The organism is Alicyclobacillus suci (assembly GCF_017329615.1).
GTDB lineage: Bacteria > Bacillota > Bacilli > Alicyclobacillales > Alicyclobacillaceae > Alicyclobacillus > Alicyclobacillus suci.
In genome coordinates, this window is the sequence record NZ_JAFMTW010000021.1 from 38,392 (window position 1) to 59,297 (window position 20,906).

General features: G+C 48.4%; 17 protein-coding genes. 6 read left to right on the forward strand and 11 right to left on the reverse strand.

Going from position 1 to position 20,906, the window contains the following annotated elements; all coding sequences use genetic code 11:
• Positions 1–45 precede the first annotated feature (45 nt).
• On the reverse strand, positions 46–1,491 hold the full coding sequence (locus J3482_RS11670; protein WP_206917094.1) for a gluzincin family metallopeptidase: 1,446 nt from the start codon (positions 1,489–1,491) through the stop codon (positions 46–48).
• A gap of 522 nt (positions 1,492–2,013) precedes the next feature.
• Between J3482_RS11670 and J3482_RS11675 the strand changes: the two genes are divergently transcribed.
• The gene (locus J3482_RS11675; RefSeq protein WP_223204215.1) at positions 2,014–2,574 is read left to right on the forward strand and encodes a nitroreductase family protein; all 561 of its coding nucleotides are present in this window, start codon (positions 2,014–2,016) and stop codon (positions 2,572–2,574) included.
• Positions 2,575–2,629: 55 nt separating this feature from the next.
• Here J3482_RS11675 and J3482_RS11680 read toward each other — a convergent pair whose 3' ends face one another.
• From J3482_RS11680 to J3482_RS11690, 3 genes are all read right to left on the reverse strand, one after another.
• Positions 2,630–3,832: an MFS transporter gene (locus tag J3482_RS11680; protein ID WP_223204214.1), complete on the reverse strand. Its 1,203-nt coding sequence runs from the start codon at positions 3,830–3,832 to the stop codon at positions 2,630–2,632.
• 173 nt (positions 3,833–4,005) lie between these two features.
• Positions 4,006–5,745 carry a phospho-sugar mutase gene (locus tag J3482_RS11685; RefSeq protein ID WP_223204213.1) on the reverse strand — a complete coding sequence of 580 codons (1,740 nt, stop codon included), beginning with the start codon at positions 5,743–5,745 and terminating at the stop codon, positions 4,006–4,008.
• 106 nt (positions 5,746–5,851) lie between these two features.
• Positions 5,852–6,667, reverse strand: coding sequence for a dienelactone hydrolase family protein (locus tag J3482_RS11690; protein ID WP_206922455.1), 816 nt, complete (start codon positions 6,665–6,667; stop codon positions 5,852–5,854).
• Between the two features lie 120 nt (positions 6,668–6,787).
• Between J3482_RS11690 and J3482_RS11695 the strand changes: the two genes are divergently transcribed.
• Complete coding sequence (locus J3482_RS11695; RefSeq protein WP_206922456.1) at positions 6,788–7,273, forward strand: MogA/MoaB family molybdenum cofactor biosynthesis protein; 486 nt, start codon at positions 6,788–6,790, stop codon at positions 7,271–7,273.
• 103 nt (positions 7,274–7,376) lie between these two features.
• Here the strand turns inward: J3482_RS11695 and proC are convergent, their stop codons facing one another.
• Positions 7,377–8,195: a pyrroline-5-carboxylate reductase gene (gene proC, locus J3482_RS11700; protein ID WP_146823884.1), complete on the reverse strand. Its 819-nt coding sequence runs from the start codon at positions 8,193–8,195 to the stop codon at positions 7,377–7,379.
• 66 nt (positions 8,196–8,261) lie between these two features.
• Positions 8,262–9,026: an alpha/beta hydrolase family protein gene (locus J3482_RS11705; protein WP_206922457.1), complete on the reverse strand. Its 765-nt coding sequence runs from the start codon at positions 9,024–9,026 to the stop codon at positions 8,262–8,264.
• 146 nt (positions 9,027–9,172) lie between these two features.
• Here J3482_RS11705 and glnA point away from each other — a divergent pair, with 146 nt between their 5' ends.
• Together glnA and J3482_RS11715 are read left to right on the forward strand one after the other, a co-directional pair.
• Positions 9,173–10,600, forward strand: coding sequence for a type I glutamate--ammonia ligase (glnA, locus tag J3482_RS11710; RefSeq protein WP_146823882.1), 1,428 nt, complete (start codon positions 9,173–9,175; stop codon positions 10,598–10,600).
• A gap of 309 nt (positions 10,601–10,909) precedes the next feature.
• Positions 10,910–11,437 carry a mismatch-specific DNA-glycosylase gene (locus J3482_RS11715; protein ID WP_206917088.1) on the forward strand — a complete coding sequence of 176 codons (528 nt, stop codon included), beginning with the start codon at positions 10,910–10,912 and terminating at the stop codon, positions 11,435–11,437.
• 198 nt (positions 11,438–11,635) lie between these two features.
• Here J3482_RS11715 and J3482_RS11720 read toward each other — a convergent pair whose 3' ends face one another.
• The 3 genes from J3482_RS11720 to J3482_RS11730 all read right to left on the reverse strand — a co-directional run bounded on the left by J3482_RS11720 (position 11,636) and on the right by J3482_RS11730 (position 16,062).
• Complete coding sequence (locus J3482_RS11720) at positions 11,636–12,754, reverse strand: GntR family transcriptional regulator (protein WP_146823880.1); 1,119 nt, start codon at positions 12,752–12,754, stop codon at positions 11,636–11,638.
• 319 nt (positions 12,755–13,073) lie between these two features.
• Positions 13,074–14,675 carry a xylulokinase gene (locus tag J3482_RS11725; protein WP_206922458.1) on the reverse strand — a complete coding sequence of 534 codons (1,602 nt, stop codon included), beginning with the start codon at positions 14,673–14,675 and terminating at the stop codon, positions 13,074–13,076.
• Complete coding sequence (locus tag J3482_RS11730) at positions 14,653–16,062, reverse strand: sugar porter family MFS transporter (protein WP_206917083.1); 1,410 nt, start codon at positions 16,060–16,062, stop codon at positions 14,653–14,655. The genes J3482_RS11725 and J3482_RS11730 overlap by 23 nt, the downstream gene beginning before the upstream one ends.
• A gap of 519 nt (positions 16,063–16,581) precedes the next feature.
• Between J3482_RS11730 and J3482_RS11735 the strand changes: the two genes are divergently transcribed.
• Together J3482_RS11735 and araA are read left to right on the forward strand one after the other, a co-directional pair.
• Complete coding sequence (locus J3482_RS11735) at positions 16,582–17,286, forward strand: L-ribulose-5-phosphate 4-epimerase (RefSeq protein ID WP_146823877.1); 705 nt, start codon at positions 16,582–16,584, stop codon at positions 17,284–17,286.
• Between the two features lie 30 nt (positions 17,287–17,316).
• Entirely contained in the window at positions 17,317–18,741 is a 1,425-nt protein-coding gene (gene araA / locus J3482_RS11740) for an L-arabinose isomerase (protein WP_146823876.1), read from the forward strand.
• A gap of 310 nt (positions 18,742–19,051) precedes the next feature.
• Here the strand turns inward: araA and J3482_RS11745 are convergent, their stop codons facing one another.
• Together J3482_RS11745 and J3482_RS11750 are read right to left on the reverse strand one after the other, a co-directional pair.
• Entirely contained in the window at positions 19,052–20,353 is a 1,302-nt protein-coding gene (locus J3482_RS11745; protein WP_236018172.1) for an arsenic transporter, read from the reverse strand.
• Between the two features lie 20 nt (positions 20,354–20,373).
• On the reverse strand, positions 20,374–20,562 hold the full coding sequence (locus tag J3482_RS11750; protein ID WP_146823933.1) for a helix-turn-helix transcriptional regulator: 189 nt from the start codon (positions 20,560–20,562) through the stop codon (positions 20,374–20,376).
• Between the last annotated feature and the right edge of the window lie 344 nt (positions 20,563–20,906).

Here is a 20,906-nt window from a genome sequence, read left to right on the forward strand (position 1 = left end):
TAGACGTCGCGACCGGCGGATATCTCCCGCAGGATGTCCAGAAGACTACAGCAGCGTCACAATCGGATTCGCCGCATCCACTTCCGACTCGGAGGTGATGGTAACGCCAAAGAGCGTCGGCGTAGACTCGTAGAGGGTTTGGCCGCTGGCCAGGCTAATCCAGGTGTCTTCGAAGGAATAGAGACCGTCGCGCACGTTGAAGGCGAATCCGCAATCGGTCACCTTTTCACCTTGCCAGGTGAGGCGTCCACTTGGCGTCAGGGAAATATAGATGGTATTGGTGTCGGCCGGATCGATATCGGGTGTCGGAGACACCGCGGGCAGGGCCCCTTCGAGGCGACCGTCGCCCAGAACGGTGATTTGGTAGTCACCAGGCTTCGCCATCACTCCCTGCCACTCGGTCTTACCATGCTGCAAAAAGTCAATTTTGCCGGTGAACTGCGACGTGATATGAAAGCCAAGTGTCACACCGTCGTCCGCCGCCGCTGCCGATGCCCGCAGGAGTTTGGTTAGATTTGCGTCAAATGCCGACTCTGTTTGACCAAAAGCGGTGCGAAAAGCAGTCGCTTCATCCATGTGATTTTGCAATAAAGATAAATAGTGCTGAAGCGCAGGTAGCCCGTCCGTCGAGATGAGATCAGAGACTGCCAGCCAGTCCTGCAGTTCGTAGTCGTAGTCGGTTTGCCCAGACAAAATGACCGATTCGTCAGCCTCGAGGGGCTGCAATTGGTTTTGCTTAGCCACATCGACGATAGATTCCGCCAACTGGCGCTCGTACCCCGCATAAGCCATCGCGTTTTCTACCGACTTCTGCCCCGTCATACCCATGTACACCGCGATACCCTCGTTCATCCAGCTCGGCAGTGAACTGATGTTTTGGTTAAAGATAGCGTGAGTGAGTTCGTGGGTGAGGGTGTTGGCGAGATCTGCATTATCTTTATTTTGACCCAACGGAATGAGAATCGTGCTATTCTGCGTGAAGCCACCCGTATCCTTCGAAAGGCTCGACGCCTCCGACGCATTCACTCCAAGGGATGTGAGGGCTCCATCATAAGCCGACGTGTTACCAATCATTTCAATAGTCACCGGTTGCCGAAGTGGCATGCCCGTGGTCTTTTCAATAAGCAAAGGTGCGCCCACCTGTTCGAGCAGGCGCTTCGCGTTGGCGACATCCTCTGCAGTAGCACCCTTGCCCACGGCCTCGATGTGGATGTCATTCAGTAATGTTTGATTGGCAGGTTGTTGGGCGGATTTATCACGGACCGATTCGCCCCCCGACGCACGCCCTACCGCCCCCACGACAGTTTGCGCGGTTCCCCCTAGCCATGGGGACTTCGCATGCAACGACGACCAAATATGCGTAAAGCTCAGCACCCGACCGACAGCGGGTGGCATCTGCTCGTAAATCATAGAAAGGACAGAAACAATTGTCACGAAAATAGCAATCACAGCGATGGAGAGATGAAAAACTCGGTCTGGATGCTTTTTCATACGCGCACACCTCTTCGCCGGGAACTTAACATGCAGTCATTCATATAGTCAGTGTTGCCATTCACGCGCCCGCTCCAAACCTGACACGTAAGATTGAACACATACAATATTCTGCAAATAAGAGAGATGCCCCGTACATCTTGCCGCTTTTGGCAGCATTGCAAATCCGTTTATCCTATTTGTTATCCTCCATTATAGTGCATTTCATGATGAGGAATTCCATTCTTACGTAAAATTTGGAATCGTCCAGCTAAATACACAGGGGCACATATGAAACGCCTAGAACTGTCGCGCTCAAATAGCGGTATAAACAAAGACTTGATGACAACATATCTATGCCGCCCTGCGCCTTTCCATGCGCCACAGTTGAGTGGGGTGAAGCTGGGTTCAAAGTCAGCTACATCAGTTAGAAATCGTTCGTACGGTGCGCGAATCCGTCTGCTTGATTCACAATATAACAAATAGTAATGTGTTTCTTAAAAGTAATAGTTCGCAAAGAGAGCTATGCTAGGAGGATATCCCATGACTCGGCACGCAGATTATCCAATTGATAACCTATACCTCAACCGTTGGTCCCCCCGCGCCTTTTCCGACAAGAAGGTGTCGCGTGAGACGCTTTACACGATTCTGGAAGCTGCACGATTCGCGCCTTCTGCGTCCAATATACAGCCTTGGCGTTTTATGATTGCGCAAACTGAAGAAGAGTTGGCTACGTTTTCTGAGTTCATCATGCCGGGGAACCGTCTGTGGACGGACAACCATGTCCCTGTGTTCATTCTGTTGATTGCCGAGAAATATCGTCCAAACGGCGAACTAAATCCCTATTACGCATTTGACGCTGGCGCAGCGTGGCAGAGCTTGGCGCTACAAGCCAGTCAACTAGGTTTAGTGACCCACGCACTTGGCGGGTTCTCCAAGGATAAGGCAAGAGAACTGTTACAAATCCCAGATGAATATGAAGTATTGACATTGATTGCATTGGGATACCAAGGTGACAAGAATAGTTTACCAAAGGAACTCCAGGAACGTGAAGCGCCAAACGACCGCAGACCACTTTCCGAGAGCATCGTCTCCTTTAAATAACATCTAAGTAACATCGCGTAAATAAGTCAACAGAGAACACTAGGACATCGTCGCCTCACTTCGAGGCAACGTGTCCTACAGGTTCCGACTTCCCCAATTTGCGATTTAACGCCACCACCGCCGCATTGGCCAGGAGAAGGGAGAGTGTGATGTAAAAGACGGATCGGATACCATAAGCAGCGGCCACACTTCCTCCGACAAGTGGCCCTACGAGGTTGCCGAGAAACATTGAACTCGAGTTCCAACCAAAGGCAGTCGCTTGGATATTCACAGGTGCCAGTTTGCGGACGAGCACTTGCAGCGACGGAATCATGCCACCGAGGAATAACCCTAAACAAAACCGCCCCACAAGAAGCATGCCTAGACTATGCGCAATAGCTTGCGGAATAAACGAAAGCGCAGCGAAGATGAGCGCGAACAAAAGCACTTTTCGCTGACCAATTTTGTCGCCAAGGCGTCCGAGTGTTGGCGTCCCAATCAGGTTGGCGATACCAGACATGGCGACAACCAATCCTGCGATGATAGACAAATTTGCACCATGATAGATATCTCGTGTAAAGATGGTGACAATCGGCTCAATAGACATCATCGCGAGTTGTGTCATAAACGTAGCCAAAAAGACTGGCCAAAGCGGCACCAACTCGTGCCAACTCGCTTTCTGTTTTTGCCGTTCTTTTTGCGCCACCGGGTTCTCGTGCACAAACACCAGGACGATGAGGCTCGCCACAATCAGCATCGCACCCGTGAAGAAAAAGACGCCGTGATACCCTAGGGCCTCCGCGAGAACACCGCCGACGAGCGGGCCAATAAGGCTGCCGGACACGCTGCCCGTCTGCAACATTCCAAGCGCGCGCCCAGTTTTCTCCGGGGGTGTCACAGAAGCCTGAAGTGAGACAGCCATCGAGATAAAGCCCGAGAACACACCATTGACGAACCGTAGCAGCAGTAATTCCCAAGGCGCGTGCACAAGCCCCATCAAAGCGGTCATGACGCCCATCCCGAATCCAGCGCGCAACAACATCAGTTTGCGCCCGCGCCTGTCTGCAAACGCGCCCCAAACCGGTTGAAATACAAACGACGTGACAAACTGAGCGGCAAATACCCAACTGGACCAATGGGCGATATCCGTCTCCGAATGAACGCCTAAACTCTCGATGTACAAGGGGAGAAAAGGAATAATCAGACTCGTGCCAGCGGCCACACAAAAATTCGCCAACCACAAAATATAGAGGGTCCGCTTCCACTTTTCGATGCACATCATCCCCTAACGATTGCTTTAACTAAGTAATGTTCCGCCTCACGTGATATCCTTCCCCAGTTTAGCCAACCAGTCTAAACGCGTCAAAAAGAGCCGGTCGTGCCACCCATAGGGCAACACACCGGCTCTCATCATGATTGACAGATGGATTGGCAGGCGGGGCTATCCCACGCTCACAGCTGGACGCGTTTTTGAACGGCCTCCACTAGCGCAGCCAGTCGCTGCTTCGCATCCGCGTGGCTTGCGCCGCGCACTGCAGCGTACACTTTCATCTTCGGCTCGGTGCCAGATGGACGAATCGCGACCCAATCACCGCTCTCGTAGACGAACTTCTGGACGTCTGACTTTTGCAGCGTCAGTCGTTCATCTGACTTGTCCGCGCGGATGAAATGGCGGATTCCAGTTAAATAGTCCTCGACGTATAAAAGATCCATCCCCTCGACTACGAGCGGCTGCTGGCGCAAATCCGCAAGCGCCTTTTGCATACGCGCCACACCGTCGTCGCCTTCCAGCGCGATATTCAACAAATCCTCTTGAAAGTAGCCATAAGTTTTATAGAGGGCTTCAATCCGGTCGACCAACGTCAGTCCGTTTTGGCGGTGGAACGCGGCCATCTCCGCAATCGCAAGACAGGTTTGCACAGCGTCCTTGTCGCGGACGATAGGCGCCAAGAGATAACCGTAACTCTCTTCATACCCAACCAACAGTTGATGTGTGCCCGCCTGTTCATGCGCTGTGATTCTGTCTCCGATATACTTGAACCCAGTGAGCGTCTCCTCCACAGCAATGCCCGCACTCCGGGCTATCTCTGCGCCAAAATCAGATGTCACAATGGTTTTAAAGACAATTGGGTTCGTCACATGCCGCTGCTCAGCCAGCTTCGTGCAAGCGTAGTCGACGAGCAGTGCCCCCACCTGATTGCCCGTCAACAGTTGCATGCGACCCGATTTGGTGCGAACTGCAACGCCGACTCTATCTGCATCCGGATCAGTCCCCATGACCAACTCCGCCCCACGCGCCGTCGCAGCCTGAATCGCCATGTCCAGCGCCTCAGGTTCCTCAGGGTTCGGACTTTTGACTGTGGGGAAGTCCCCATTTTCCTCGGCCTGTGCTTCCAGCACATGCACGTCGCTGTAGCCAGCGCGCTCTAAGACCTCGCGCACGGGCACAAGGCCTGTGCCGTGCAGCGGTGTATAGACGATGCCCAACTGATGCCGCGCGTGCTGTCCCACGGAGATATCTTTCACGCATTGGACGATTTCATCGAGATAACGATGGCGGACGGCAATCGGCGTGGCGAGTAACAGTCCTTGTTCCACCGCGTCCGCTTCACCTAACATCGGGACGTCAAAAATATTCCCGATAGCAATCATCCTCTCGCGAATATCGGCCGCATCGCCCTCCAACACCTGCCCGCCGTGCTCGTTGTACACCTTATAGCCGTTGTACGCCGGTGGATTGTGACTCGCCGTAATCATCACGCCGGCAGCTGCGCCCAGTTGGCGAACGGCGAACGACAATTCGGGCGTCGGGCAAAGAACTGGGGACACATATGCCTTCACACCAGCAGCAGCCAACGTGCGCCCCGCAACGTTCGCGAACAACGCGGAGTTGTGGCGACAGTCATAGCCAATCGCAACACCGCGATGTCTCGCGTCCGGCACCTTCGCCAACACATGTTCGGCCAGCGCCCGCGTCACCCGACGAATTGTATAAATGTTCAAACGGTTGAGTCCAGCGCCCATCACGCCGCGAAGGCCACCGGTTCCAAAATCGAGATTCGCGCCGAACCGAGCTGTAATCTCGGAGACGTTCCCCTCAATCGCCTGCAATTCGGTCTTCAAATTATCCGGTAGGTGCGGTTGATTGAGCCACTGTGCGTAGTGACTCATGGCATCTATGTTTTCCCTCAAGTCGTTGCCCTCCATCATTCGCAGGGTATCATGCACTTATGATAGCACATCGATACCCTGGAGAGGTTGTGGCATCGTGCTACCAGTCGCTAGCGCACCACTTCGTTTAACGTGTGACTTCGTCAAAAAATGAAAGAACTTCTGCAAATGCCGCACGAACCGCCTGCGGGTTGTACGAAGCGCGTGTGTCATTGAAAAACGCGTGATGTGCATTTTCGTACACTTTGTATGAAAACGACTTGCCTTTTTCCTTCATCTTCTGTGCAAAACCGGGAACTTGACTCGTAATCCCTTCGTCTAAAGCCCCATAGAAACCGCGCACTGGACAAGCAATATTCGCAATCTGCTCTTCAGACGGTGCACGGCCATAAAAAATCGCTGCGCCCGCCAGTTTCTCATCCGTCGCCGCAAGAATGGCACTCAATGCTCCACCCATACAGAATCCAACTGAAACGATAGGTTGACCACTGGTTGTCGAATAGTGATTGCGGAGAAAATCCGTCGTAGATATCAACTGCTCACCGTAAGCATCCAGATTAAGCCCACCAAACAACGTGCCAAACGTCGTGCGAATCGTCGTCTGATCAGGCTCAGGCAGCTTGGACAACGCCTCTTCACGGGCGGAAGCATCGTGCCAAACCGCCGGTGACACTTCGTTCAAAAAACGTTTCACTGCCTCAATGCTTGAGACGTCGAGCCCCAGTCGGCGCGCGCCGTGTTCTGCATACAAATCTGGTGCAAATGCGACATACCCCGCTTGTGCAAAGCGCCGCGTGACATCCTGAATGTGATCATCTACTCCCCAAATTTCCTGCAATACGACAACAGCTGGTTGCCCATCCGCAGCCCGCTCTGGCTTTGCGAGATACCCAGAGTACACTTGTTCGCTTCCATACCGAATCCACTCTGTATGTAGTGACACAATGAACACCTCCTAATCCTTATTTTCGCACATTTGCCGCGACACCAAAAGAACGTTCTTCCTGTGTTATGCTTTTTGCTAGTTGAAGTATTTGCTGATGAGAGAACAGGAGGGTTATCTGTGACAAGACACACAGCGGCTGTCATCACCTTGAGCGACGGCGCACATTACGGAACGCGAAAGGACACGGGGGGGCCGCGGCTCGCCGCGAGATTGCGCGACGAGGCGTTTGATGTGATACACACACAAATCCTCCCCGACGACAAAGCAGCTATCGTCCAATGCCTGACGTACCTGAGCGATACGCTGAAAGTCGACGTGATTGCAACCACCGGCGGCACAGGCCTCGGCCCGCGCGACGTGACGCCAGAGGCGACCAGCGAAGTCATCCAGCGCACCATACCAGGGATGGCAGAAGCCATGCGCATGCGCACACTAGAGAAAACGCCATTCGCGATGACCTCACGACAAGTGGTCGGCGTGCGAAACCAAACGCTCATCATCAATTTCCCTGGCAACCCGAACGGCGTTGACGAATGCTTCGAAATCATTCAACCTGTCCTGCACCACGTGGTTCAACTCCTCCACGGCCACACGGCGCACTGAGTCTGCGTCCAGCGTGGCACTCCCGCAGACTACATAGTGGGTTGCGTACAGTACTCAACATCGGCGGGCTGCGCCGTTTGCGCAACAGCAGATTGACAGCCCGCTACTCGACCGCGGTGTACTGTTCCCCCATTTCGCGCGACCGGCCTTCCGCTTGCACTAAAGCCTGTGCAATCGCCTCGCGCATCCCTAAATTGCCGAGTACCGTTAAGCCAGCGTGCGTCGTGCCGTTGGGCGAGGTCACCAATTGCCGCAATTCAGCAGGACTCAAGCGCCACTCCTCTAGCACTTTCGCGGTACCGACAACCGTTTGAATCAATAATTGCCGCGCCAACTCCGCAGAAAAACCCAACTGGACCGCCGCATCCTCCATCGCTTCGAGGAAATAGCTGACAAACCCAGGCCCACTGCCCGAAAAGGCAGTCGCTGCGTCCATCAACTGCTCTTCCAACTCTACGACTATTCCGATTTTTCCAAGCAAGCGTTTTGCCACATCCGCACTTTCGCGATTCACACTCGCACCCGTCGCCATCGCGATGGCGCCCTCCAGTACCGCTACGGGCACATTCGGCATCGTGCGAATAATTTGCGCGCGTCCTAGCGTCACATCCTCCATGAATGCAATCGGAATGCCAGCGGCAAACGAAATAATCAACTGCCCATGTAAATACGGAGACAATTCAACCAGGGCCAATCGCATATCATACGGCTTCACCGCCAGGATAATTACCCCAGCCTCCCTGGCAGCTTCCATCGATTCAGCAGGCATCACACCGTATGTTTCACGCAGTTCAGCCAGCCTATCTGGCCGATGCCGATTGATGACATAAATCGACCTGGCATCCACCGCGCCTCCCTGCGTCACCCCTTTAATAAAGGACTCCGCCATCGCGCCTGCACCCAGTACAAAAATCTTATCCACCACAGTTCTCCTCTCCCTAGCACATCCGCTCAGTGAATCAAATACCAACTAGCCGCGACTCAAACTTCACTCTGCCGCTGCAAAGGACACGACGCGGCGAATCACTTCCTGCTCCCACGGCCGGCTATTAAACGTGTGATCAGCCCCTTCAATCAGCTGCAATTCCGCCGCATTCCCATAGACATCGTCCCGATATTTGACAGACACCTGGTACGGAACGACACTGTCTCCGGTACCATGAACCAAGAGCACCGGACCCCGAAATGGCTTCGCGCGGGCAAATCCGTCAATCCGCATCACATCCTCGTACAGACCGCGACCGACGACGTCTCCGCCGTGATCGAACTCGCGCGCGTCGTCTTGCACACCGCTCTCCGCCGCGACCGCCTGCATGATATCCCGCAAGTTTCCAGCAGGTGCCAACAGCATCAACTTATGCACTGCATCAGGCAAATCTCCAGCGACGATTCCGGCCACATACCCGCCCATACTCAGCCCTAAGAGACTAACCTTATCCTGCAAAATTCGTTTGTCACGCCGCACCATCGCAAGAATTTCTTTGGCATCCCGAATCTCCGTCGACGCCGTCATGTCCTCAAAGTCACCATCGCTCTCGCCACTGCCCATGAAATCGAAGCGGAACGACGCAATCCCCTGTGCTTCCAGCGCACGGCTAATCTTCAAGAACAACCGGTGCGGTTCAAGCTTCGTTCCGGTGAACCCATGAAACAAAATGACTGCCGGTACAGGGTTCTGTTCTGCGCCCTCCGGCACATGCTCCATGCCGCGAAGCGTCATTCCCTCGACTTCCAACGTGATGGCACGCTGCATACATTTTCCGCCTCCCGTGCAGAATTTGTCGAACCACGTAAAGAAACCTTACAAAACTTATTGACGTCTGCCGTCAATAATTCTTATGATCGTTGCATGTTTTTGAAAGAGATACAATCGATATCCTCGATGAAGGAGTGTAGTCCGTGAACACCCAGGAAATCTTAGATCTCATTCAATCTAAGCACATAGAGATGGTGGACTTCCGCATTGTCGATCCCGCCGGTCGCCAGCACCACGTCACCATCCCGGCGGTCGAGGTGACGGATGAACTGCTTGAAATCGGTGCGCCGTTCGACGGATCGAGTATTCAAGGGTTCAAAGGCATTGAAGAAAGCGACATGGTCATGCGTCCTGTATTAGACACCGCCTATGTCGATCCCTTCTTCAACGTCCCCACCCTCGCCCTTCAATGTCAAGTATATGACCCCTCTGGTGTACGGTACGACCGCGACCCTCGATATATTGCTGAAAAAGCGGAACAATATCTGATTGACAGCGGCATCGCCAACACAGCCTTCTTTGGTCCGGAACTCGAATTCTTCCTCTTCGACGACGTTCGCTTCCATTCTTCTCCTGAATCTTCGTTCTATGCACTCGATTCCGAAGAAGCCGTCTGGAACACAGGCAGCGCACAGAATGGCCCGAACCTCGCCTACAAAGTGAAGACAAAAGGCGGTTATTTCCCGGTACCGCCAACAGACGCCCTGCACGACATCCGCACGGACATCGTCAAAGAATTGATGAACGCAGGCATTCGCGTCGAACGCCACCACCACGAAGTGGCCAGCGCTGGACAATCGGAAATCAACTTTCGCTTCGACACTTTGACCAAAACAGCTGACAACACGATGCTTTACAAATACATTGTACGCCAGGTTGCACGCCGCAACGGCAAGGTTGCGACCTTCATGCCAAAACCGCTCTTCGGCGACAACGGTTCCGGCATGCACGTCCACCAAAGTCTGTTCCAAGACGGACAGCCGTTGTTCTACGACGAAGCGGGCTACGGCAAGATGAGTGATATCGCGCGCCACTATATCGCAGGTATCCTTTATCACGCACCTAGCCTCCTCGCGTTCTCCAACCCGAGCACCAACTCCTATAAGCGCTTGGTTCCAGGATTCGAAGCGCCCGTTAACTTGGTCTTCTCCAAAGGCAACCGCAGTGCCGCTATCCGCGTTCCTGTCGCTGCCATCTCACCAAAAGCGGCCCGTGTCGAGTTCCGCACGCCAGACGCCACAGCTAACCCATATCTCGCCTTTGCCGCGATGCTCATGGCCGGGCTGGATGGTATCCGTCGCAAACTCGATCCGACCGAACTTGGCTTCGGCCCCTACGACAAGAACATCTACGACCTGCCTGCGGAAGAGAAAGAAAAAATTCAGGCTGTGCCTTCATCCCTCGAGCGCGCTTTGGCTGCACTCGAAGATGACCACGAATACCTACTCGAAGGTGGCGTCTTCAGCAAGGACTTCATCCACAACTGGATTCACCTGAAGAAGACAACCGAGATTGAGCCGATGAACCAACGGCCACATCCATATGAGTTCCATCTCTACCTCGACTTGTAATCAATTACCTAATTCACACTAGCATGACGAGATAGCACCACGAAGACGGCTGTCCGGCAACGCGCCCGGCAGCCGTCTTTTTCATGCAAGTATCCTCCGGTGACTGACTCGCAGGCGACCAGCCCAGAGCATCCATCCCAACAAACCGAAGGCTTGCAGATTACACGTAAAGAGGGCAAGCTAACAACGAAGGTACAATCGTGCTTCGTGCGAGCGCTGATTGCGCTTGGGGTCCTTGCTTCACACGAGAGGCCTGAAACATGACATATGCAAAAACCCATACCCAACTCTAGGGACAATGGAGGACTGATGAACACGAAGCCCAAGACGGAACTCCTGAAGCCCGGATTACGAATTTTGTTTATCGGCTTCAACCCATCACCAGCTTCCGCCCAAACCGGTTGGAATTACGCTGGGCCCAACAACCGATTTTATCGGATATTATATGAATCCGGACTCACCAACCGCCTGTTCACACCCAGCGAGAGCCGGATTCTATTCGACGAATACCAGTACGGTTTCACAAACCTCGTACAGCGTCCGACGCCCCGCGCAAGTGACGTCACCACACAAGAATATCGCGAGGGCGCTATGCGCCTGCGGCAAACGCTTCAGAAATATGAACCAGCATTTGCGTGCTTTGTGGGGAAGGGTGTCTATCAACAGTATTCGCGCAAACAAAAAGTCGCTTGGGGCTTTCAACCCACAACCGACGTCACCTGCCACACGCAATTCTTCGTGGCGCCAGGTACGAGCGGCCTTGTGCGCATGAAACTCTCCGAACAAGTGGCCGTCTATCGCGATCTCGCCAAAGCCATCCAACAAGACAATGCATAGGGAACCTCAATGCGTAATGTGTGATATCGCCATTGCTCGATATCTCCTAATTCCTGCGCCCCTACCGGCAGCCGCAGGTCGCATGTTTGTGTACAGAAAGAAAAAATGATAATGATGCTAAATCTTTTTGGTTTTTAGGAGGTATTCCATTTAACCCGTAGCCAATCTCAGTCAGGGGAGGGGAACCGAGCGTATTTATTAATTTCCTTTTTCGCCTCTTTGAATTGAGTCCTTAGGCGAATGAATCGCTCTTACCGAACCCCTTTCAATCAATTCCGGCTCATATACCTTTGACGTGACGGGTTGGTTATTTATCAAATTAATAATCATTTTACCAGCGTCCAGGCCCATTACTTCTTGAGGATGCCGAATCGTTGTCAATCCAGGACTGATAAACTGCGAGAATTGATAATCATCAACACCGATAATGGAAAGATCGTCAGGGATTTTCAAACCGATTTCCTCCACGAATTTAATGATTTGAATGGCCAGTTGATCGTTGTAGCAAACGATTGCAGTTGGAGCAAACTTGGGCCTCGTCAGAATTGTATACAGCTTTTTAAATAAGTTGATTTTATTTTCTTCAGTCTGGTACATCATAATTTCACCCATATTTGAGATTTCGGGGTGAGCCTGATAAGCCTTAATATAACCATTCATACGATGGATTCCCTGTTTGTCATCCACCTTAAATATACCCACAATTTGTTTATGCCCATGGGAAATCAAGGTGTCCGTAGCCATTTCCCCAACCTTGACATCATCCATTACTAAATAAGGAATGTCCAAACCATCATAGATGGCATTAATAAAGAGCATAGGGATGCCCATCGATTTAATATTTTCGTAAATGCTTTTATTGTCGTTATTTAAAGCACTTCGAGTTGGCTCAATGATCAATCCCGACAGCTTATTCGACAACAAGTTTGTTAAACTTTTTCGTTCCCTCTCCGGATTATTTTGTGTATTGGCAATCAAAACGGAGTACCCGTAATTAGATATATAATTGTCAATTCCCGCGATAATATTGGGGAAAATATAATCTGCTATATGGGTTGTAATCAGACCAATTGTCTTATTATGAATGTTCGGTCGAGGTTTGTCCTTCCAATCGTTTACAAACATCCCTCCACCCTGAATCCGGTAAACAAAATTCTCTTTCTCCAGTTCACCAATCGCATGTCTAACCGTGAATCGGCTCACTTGATACATCTCCATGAGTTCCGATTCTGTCGGCAACTTCTCATTTACTTTATATACTTCTGAAAGGATTTTCTCTGTAATATCTTGCTTAATTCGCTCGTACTTTTTCGTCATGTGATTTCCCTTAATTCATCAGTTTAAGAAACAGTGATTATTATAATAATAACGCGAAATAACGCGAAAATAACTCAACTTCATTCATCAACAGGAAATCCTACTAATAACCATCCGCGACAGATTCGAGATTGATAGTACTTTAATTGTACCAGAAACTGCGGATTCGGTATGCCATACACCTTAAAATAAAAAAGCCATAGCCCGTGTCAATTTACATTTATCCGACGCGGGCTAGGACCCTTGTAATCTATCGCCAGGTTCCCTTTTTGTCTGATATCGTGACGGTTTGCACATTCGTAATTACAGGCTTCTGCTACTATGGAATGGACTGAATGGCCATAGACTCAATCGGCAACCCATCCTGGTATTTTTTTATGAACTGTTCATATCCCAAAACACCTTCAGGATCTGGATTCAACGTCACACTACCCGGGTCAGTAAACACCTCTTGATCTAAAAAGTCCTCCAAACTGACACGCTCACTTCCGCATTTGGAATAGACAGCCAATACTGCCATACCCCAAGCACCACCTTCACCAGCTGTACTCATCACAGTAATCGGTGTATTTAATGCATTGGCCAAAATTTGCTGCCCAATAACTTGTGTCTTAAATAGACCACCTTGAGCAATCAGCACATTTGTCTCAATCTGTTCCTCTTTTTTCAAAATGTCCATGCCAATTTTAAGCGGAGCAAATGCAGCATACAACTGTGTTTGAACAAAATTCCCTAATGTAAAGGAACTACTAGGGTGTCTCACAAAAAGCGGCCGTCCAGCGGGCATTTTGGTAATATTTTCGCCCGACAAATAGCTGTAATTGATTAATCCACCAGCATCCGGATCAGCTTTCACCGTAGATAAAAATAATGTTTCATATAAGCGATCCATGGTCAGTTCTATACCAAGGCGCTCTGCAAATTCTTTGAATAGATTTGCCCACGCATTGATATCAGATGAACAATTATTGATATGAACCATCGCCACAGGCGCACCGCTTGGGGTCGTAACAATATCAATATCTCTGTAAACTTTTTTCAATGGCTTATCAAGCACAACCATTGAAAAGGCAGAAGTCCCGACTGATATATTGCCAGTACGTTTACGCACGCAATTCGTACTAACCATGCCCGTACCGGCATCCCCTTCTGGCGGAGCCATTAAGCTGCCTTCTTGGAGGACACCATGAACATCTAATAATTTAGCGCCTTCCCGAGTCAGCCTCCCTGCATACGCACCAGCTCGTAAAACTTTCGGCAAGATATCCCGAATACTCCATTGGTATTGCGCCACGTTCTCTATACTCTCAAATTTGTCTAGAAAATCCGCAACGTAAGTTCCTGTAACTTCGTCAATCGGAAAAACACCTGATGCATCTCCAATTCCTAAAACCCGTTGTCCAGATAATTTCCAGTGTACGTAACCAGCTAAAGTGGTGATAAAACCGATATCATCTACATGCAATTCTTTATTTAAAATCGCCTGATACAGATGGGCAATACTCCATCTTTGTGGAATGTTAAAATTAAATAAGTCCGTCAACGCATCAGCAGCCTGCACGGTAATATGATTGCGCCATGTTCTAAAAGGTGTTAACAAAGTACCATTCTTCGAAAATGCCAAATATCCATGCATCATAGCGCTTACACCAATCGCACCGATTTTTTTCAAACCAATGTGGTACTTGCCTTGAACGTCTGCTGCAATTTGCGCATAACTTCGTTGAATTCCCATCCACACCTCATCTAATGAGTAAGTCCAAATTCCATTTTCAAATTTATTCTCCCAAACACAGCTTCCAGAAGCTATCGTATGAAAGTCATCCGTTATTAATACAGCTTTTATGCGCGTTGACCCCAATTCGATGCCTAATGAAACATTCCCTTGTTCAATCGCCTTAGACGTTTCTACCAAGTTCATTTAATTTACCCCCAGCGCTCTTTCCTCGAATTTTTTCAATTTCCTCCAAGGTATGTCCGCGAGTTTCAGGAACACATATCCGTATGAATAAAACCCCAAGTAAACAAATGACTCCGAATATTGCAAAAACAAATTCTTGAGACATTGAAGCAGTCATAATTGGAAACAATAATCCGACCAAAAAAGAGCCAATCCAGTTAAATGATGAGGCTAATCCTGACGCACGTCCACGAATGACCAATGGGAAAATTTCACCAACTATGACCCAAGTAATAGGCGCCCACGTGAATGAGTAAAGTGCTACATAGATACACAAGAAAGCAACAATCATCATGGGATTCGCATTCGGAATTAATCCATTCAATATTGCAGGCAAAATAAAGGATAACCCCATAATAGTGCCGCCTACCGTCAATAAAGTACGACGATTAAATTTGTCAGCGATCACGATGAACACGAGTGAGCCTGCCACGAGAATTACGCCTTGAATAATTGGCCACATCAGCGCTGAGCTCGCTGCGTGCCCTGTCGCCTTTTGCACAATTAAAGGGATGTAATAGAAAATCGCATTAGCACCTTGGAATTGTTGAAAGGCTGCCACTCCTACTCCAGCAATTAACAAATAGCGATATTTACCACTGAGCAACGTACTCCATGCTGTTTTTTGATTTGCTCTAGCCTCAACTTTAGCGGCCTCTTGAATTTGTGTGATTTCCACGCTAATTTCTTGGCTGGTGGAGCGAATGTAACTTAACACCTTACGCGCTTCATCAAGCCTGTTATTTTTTATCAAAAAACGCGGCGATTCAGGTAACCGTAATACGCCAAAAAATAAAACCAAAGCAGGCACTGCTGCCAGACTAAGCATCAACCGCCACCCAGTTGTTTCAGGTAAGTTTTTCAGTAAAAAATCGACAATATATGAAAGTAGCATCCCGGAAACAATCATTGTTTGATTAATACCGGACAGGCGCCCGCGCAAACGTGCAGGGGCCATCTCCGACATATAAGCTGGCACTAGCGCTGAAGCAGCACCAACGGCTAATCCTAATAAAATTCGAACTCCAATCAAATAACCTTGCCCATTATGAGGCGCTATTCCTGATAAAACTGATCCGACTACAAAAATTAAGGCGGATATTAAAATTGTTTTCCGTCGCCCTAAGCGATCAGAAAGTTGCCCGGCCAAAGCCCCTCCAAAAATCGCTCCAAACATAACCGCGGAAGTAATCCAGCCAATAACCCCAGCACTGTTTTGAAGATTCCAATCGCGTTCTAGAAAAGGCAAAGCACCAGTCATAACCCCTATATCGTAGCCAAAAAGAATGCCACCAAACGCTCCAAAAAAATAAATCAAGCGGCTCGGAATCTTCTTTTCCTCAACCATTTCAAATTCCTCCTCAACTTATCACTTTTTCTACAAAAAAATTCATACACAGTAATACGAATGCCGCTGCCGCCTCCTCTTGTTTCCGCTTACACCCAGGTGGAATTATAAGCGCTTTCAAAGCGAAATGTAGCATATTTATCCATATAAATCAATTATAAAATATAAGTCCGTATGATTTTACCTTTAAGCTACAGACTCGGTGCATAGCGTGTTTTACCTGTTCAGGCTTATAATTTACCGTTTCTCTTGATGTTTAGACGATATCTAATTATTTTCAAATACATGTATCAATAAAGCATCGATATTAGAAACACATGAAGTTAATTCCATCCTATACTCAAAAGCAGCATGCTGTGAATAATTTATACGAATAATTTTAAATACATATTGACTTATCCGTATAAAAAATATAGCATTCCTTCTGTAAGCGGTTAATACCTGGAAATTAACAGGAAAAACATTCAATCTAATTCATGATTCAACAGAAAGACTCCATATCAAAGGAAGGATCCCAAGATGTTAGAGGATTTAAAAAAACAAGTATACGAAGCAAACATGTTGTTGCCTCAATATGATTTGGTGACCTTCACGTGGGGAAATGTAAGCGGAATTGATCGGGATGCTAACCTAGTTGTAATTAAGCCAAGTGGTGTCAACTACGACACATTGTCCCCTGAAAAAATGGTAGTTGTCGATCTGGACGGAAACGTGGTGGAGGGTGATTTAAATCCGTCAAGCGATACACCCACACACTGTGTCCTCTACAAACATTTTCTCAACATCCAAGGAATCGTTCATACACATTCTCCTTGGGCTGTTGCATTTGCTCAGGCAGGACTTGATATTCCTGCAGCAGGTACGACACATGCCGATACATTTTATGGTCCAATTCCCGTCTCGAGACTTATGAAAAAAGATGAAATTCTCAATGAGTATGAAAAACAAACCGGAGATGTCATAGTAGAGACCTTTGAGAAACGTCAAATTAACCCTGATCAAATTCCGGCCGTACTTGTTAATGACCATGGTCCTTTTACATGGGGGAAATCTGCCCATGAGGCCGTACACAATGCGGTTGTTTTAGAGGAAGTGGCCAAGATGGCCTATCACTCGCTGCAACTGAACCCACATCATATTGATATAGACCAAAATCTTCTCGATAAACATTTTCTGAGAAAGCATGGTAGCCATGCTTATTACGGACAGAAGGGTATGCACTAATTGATCATTATCGCTTAAGGAGAAGATTCAATGCTAAAAACAAAAAATTATGAGTTCTGGTTTATAGTTGGTAGTCAACATCTATACGGCAAAAAAACATTGGACGCAGTTAAAGACAATACCGTGAAAATAATTGAAGAATTAAATAAAAGTAGGCATTTACCTTATCCAATCGTCTTTAAAACAGTGGCTACGACTGCTGAAAGTATTACTCAAATTATGAAAGAAGCAAACTATAACGATGATGTGGCGGGCGTAATCACTTGGATGCACACATTTTCACCCGCAAAAAACTGGATCAGAGGAACAATACTATTACAAAAACCACTTCTCCATCTGACTACACAATTTCTTGACCATATTCCATGGGACACCATTGATATGGATTACATGAACCTACATCAAAGCGCCCATGGTGACCGTGAGTATGGATTTATCAATGCGAGATTAAATAAAAATAATAAAGTCGTTGTCGGCCACTGGAAAGATGAGAATGTCCACAGTCAAATTGGAAGATGGATGGATGTTGCAGTGGCCTACAACGAGAGCTTCAATATTAAGGTGGCAAGGTTCGGAGATAATATGCGCAATGTCGCAGTGACGGACGGAGATAAAATTGCAGCACAGATTCAGTTCGGGTGGACGGTTGATTACTACGGCATTGGTGATCTTGTTGCAGAAATGAACCAAGTTACAAATCAAGAAATTGAAGTAACTTACACAGAGTGTAAAAATAAATATGAGTTTGTAATTGGAAAAAATGACCCGCAGTATTTTGAGGATCATGTGAAAGAACAAATCAGAATTGAAATTGCCTTACGCAAGTTCCTCACACGAGGAGGATATTCAGCATTCACTACCAACTTTGAAGACCTTTGGGGCATGAAACAGCTCCCTGGTATGGCTGTTCAAAGGCTGAACGCAGAGGGATACGGTTTTGCCGGAGAAGGTGACTGGAAAACTGCAGCCCTCGACCGATTAATTAAAATCATGGCGCATAACAAAAAAACTGGCTTTATGGAAGATTACACGTACAACTTAAGCAAAGGCCACGAGGAAATTCTCGGGGCACATATGCTTGAGGTTGATCCAACTTTGGCAAGTTCCAAAATCAAAGTAGAGGTTCACCCATTAGGCATAGGAGACCGTGCGGATCCGGCACGCCTTGTTTTTGACGGATCGGATGGAGATGCAGTTAATCTAACTATTTCAGACTTTGGAGATCACTTCAAACTGATCATGTACGAAGTGGAGGGTAAAAAGCCATCCGAACCCGCCCCAAACCTTCCTGTAGCACGACAGATTTGGACACCAAAATCAGGATTTTGCGAAAGCGTCCGCAGATGGATTGAAAACGGCGGCGGTCACCACACCGTGTTCTCCTTTGCCGTAACAACCGAACAAATAGAGGATTTTGCAAAACTGACAAACCTCGAATTTGTTAATATTAAATAAGATTAGATTATAATTACGCAATACTTAAATTCTGTTGAATTATATTTCGTCAACGGAATTTAAGTATTGCCTATTCCTTACTTATCCACCTTTCCGACTGCGGTATAACTTAAACCATAGTAGGCCATCGACATAGCCAATAGATATAGGCGAAACACCTGCCCCTGCATCTACCATGTAAAAGGACATTGTGTAATTGTATTTTCCACCAATTGCGTTTCGAGATTTCCAACTTCGACCATTTGGCTGCGGGACGACTTCTCCGTTCACAAAGATGAATCAGTGCCTTTTCACCAATTCCCCTCCAAAGTTAGTGAATGATTGAAACCCACAGATACAAACCCGATAACGTGACAAATAGCGTTGGAACAGTAAGGATGACCCCCGTCTTGAAATATTGACCCCAGCTAATTTTGACGCCCTTTTGTGACAAGACATGTAGCCACAAAAGTGTTGCTAGCGAACCAATCGGTGTGATCTTCGGTCCAAGGTCACAGCCAATGACATTCGCGTAAATCATGGCTTCACGCATAACGCCTGTAGTACTCGCGGAGTGAATGGCAAGCGCACCAATCATAACTGTCGGCATATTATTCATAACACTCGACAAAATGGCAGCAACGAAACCTGTCAACAATGTCCCACCATAAAGCCCACTATGTGTCGACCATTGGAGCAAGTGACCAAGCAAATTCGTGAGTCCTGCGTTTCGAAGCCCATAAACCACCACATACATACCAATTGAGAACACAACAATCGCCCAAGGTGCGGACTGAATGGTAATCCAAGGTGTAATGGTCTTTGTGCTAGACCCGGCAATTAGAAAAATCCACGCTACCGCGAGTGCAACAACCGATACAGGAAAATGAAGAAGCTCCGTCAGTATATAACCAATCAGCAACACGCCGAGAATGATCCACGACGCCTTAAACATTCCCGTATGCTGAATGGCCTGTGCCGGATTTGGCAAGTCACTCGGGTTATATTCACTGGGAATATCGTTGCGAAAGAACAAATAGAGCATTATGAGACTTGCGCCAAATGAGAACAAATCGGGTACTATCATATGCAAAGCGTATTGAATAAACCCCACACCGAAATAGTCGGCAGATACGATGTTCACCAGATTACTCACGATGAGCGGCAACGATGTCGTGTCCGCAATAAACCCACTCGCCAAGATAAACGGGAGCATTTTCTTTTGATTAAATTGTAACAACTTCACTTTCTCAAGCACAATTGGCGTCAAAATGAGTGCAGCCCCATCATTGGCAAAGAACGCCGAGACGACAGCCCCCAGCATAATGACATATAGAAAAACCCTTCGCCCATTTCCCTTCGCCGCATGTGCCATTTTGAGTGCTGCCCACTCAAAAAATCCGATTTGGTCAAGCACCATTGAAATAATAATAATGCCTACAAATGCAAGCGTTGCATCTCCGACAATTTTTGTAACTGACCATACATCCGCAAAATGAACAACATGCAGTAAGAGCGCAAGAACAGCACCACCAAATGCACTCCAGCCAATCGACAACCCTTTTGGCTGCCAAATCACAAATACTAAGGTAACTACGAATACCCCAATCGCTAACCAGATTATAGGTGTCATTGCTTCACCGTACCGCCACCCTAGGCGGGTAATCCCTTCTCATTCAAGTCATTTAGCTCATTTGTCATCTCAGGCAAATGATTTAGCGATATACCAGCCTCGGCGAGACTCGCAAACATACCAATCTGAATGTTCAATAGTGCAATCACTTTTAGGCGCGTCGGATCTGCCAGAGCCTTCAACGTATCCGCTAATCTTTCAAAGTTCATCAATGCCGCGCCTCCGTCAGATATATAACCATATTGTTATTTATCTATCAACCTGAGGTTCAGAAGCCTTGGACGTTATCACGGAAGTCGAAGGCGTTCCATAACTTGGACCTCCGCTCCATCAACATAAGATCAAGAGGCCCGAAACCCCTCGGGGCCCCCGAGGCGACCTGGCGGCATACCGCACCTTTCTGCCTTATTTGTGGCATCCAACAGATTCGCGACATATGAAACACAAATTCTACCCCAACACAAAAAGAGCCCCAAGGTCCCGCCTTCTCAGCGTTCCCCTCAGGGCCCTTCTCTCTCGCCTGGCAACGTCCTACTTTCCCAGGAGGTCTCCC

Coding starts and splice junctions, on each gene's coding strand:
- J3482_RS11670 (WP_206917094.1), bottom strand. CDS start 1,491: ATGAAAAAGCATCCAGACCGAGTTTTTCATCTCTCCATCGCTGTGATT.
- J3482_RS11675 (WP_223204215.1), top strand. CDS start 2,014: ATGACTCGGCACGCAGATTATCCAATTGATAACCTATACCTCAACCGT.
- J3482_RS11680 (WP_223204214.1), bottom strand. CDS start 3,832: ATGTGCATCGAAAAGTGGAAGCGGACCCTCTATATTTTGTGGTTGGCG.
- J3482_RS11705 (WP_206922457.1), bottom strand. CDS start 9,026: ATGCAGCGTGCCATCACGTTGGAAGTCGAGGGAATGACGCTTCGCGGC.
- J3482_RS11715 (WP_206917088.1), top strand. CDS start 10,910: ATGAACACGAAGCCCAAGACGGAACTCCTGAAGCCCGGATTACGAATT.
- J3482_RS11720 (WP_146823880.1), bottom strand. CDS start 12,754: ATGACGAAAAAGTACGAGCGAATTAAGCAAGATATTACAGAGAAAATC.
- J3482_RS11725 (WP_206922458.1), bottom strand. CDS start 14,675: ATGAACTTGGTAGAAACGTCTAAGGCGATTGAACAAGGGAATGTTTCA.
- J3482_RS11730 (WP_206917083.1), bottom strand. CDS start 16,062: ATGGTTGAGGAAAAGAAGATTCCGAGCCGCTTGATTTATTTTTTTGGA.
- J3482_RS11735 (WP_146823877.1), top strand. CDS start 16,582: ATGTTAGAGGATTTAAAAAAACAAGTATACGAAGCAAACATGTTGTTG.
- araA (WP_146823876.1), top strand. CDS start 17,317: ATGCTAAAAACAAAAAATTATGAGTTCTGGTTTATAGTTGGTAGTCAA.
- J3482_RS11745 (WP_236018172.1), bottom strand. CDS start 20,353: ATGACACCTATAATCTGGTTAGCGATTGGGGTATTCGTAGTTACCTTA.
- J3482_RS11750 (WP_146823933.1), bottom strand. CDS start 20,562: ATGAACTTTGAAAGATTAGCGGATACGTTGAAGGCTCTGGCAGATCCG.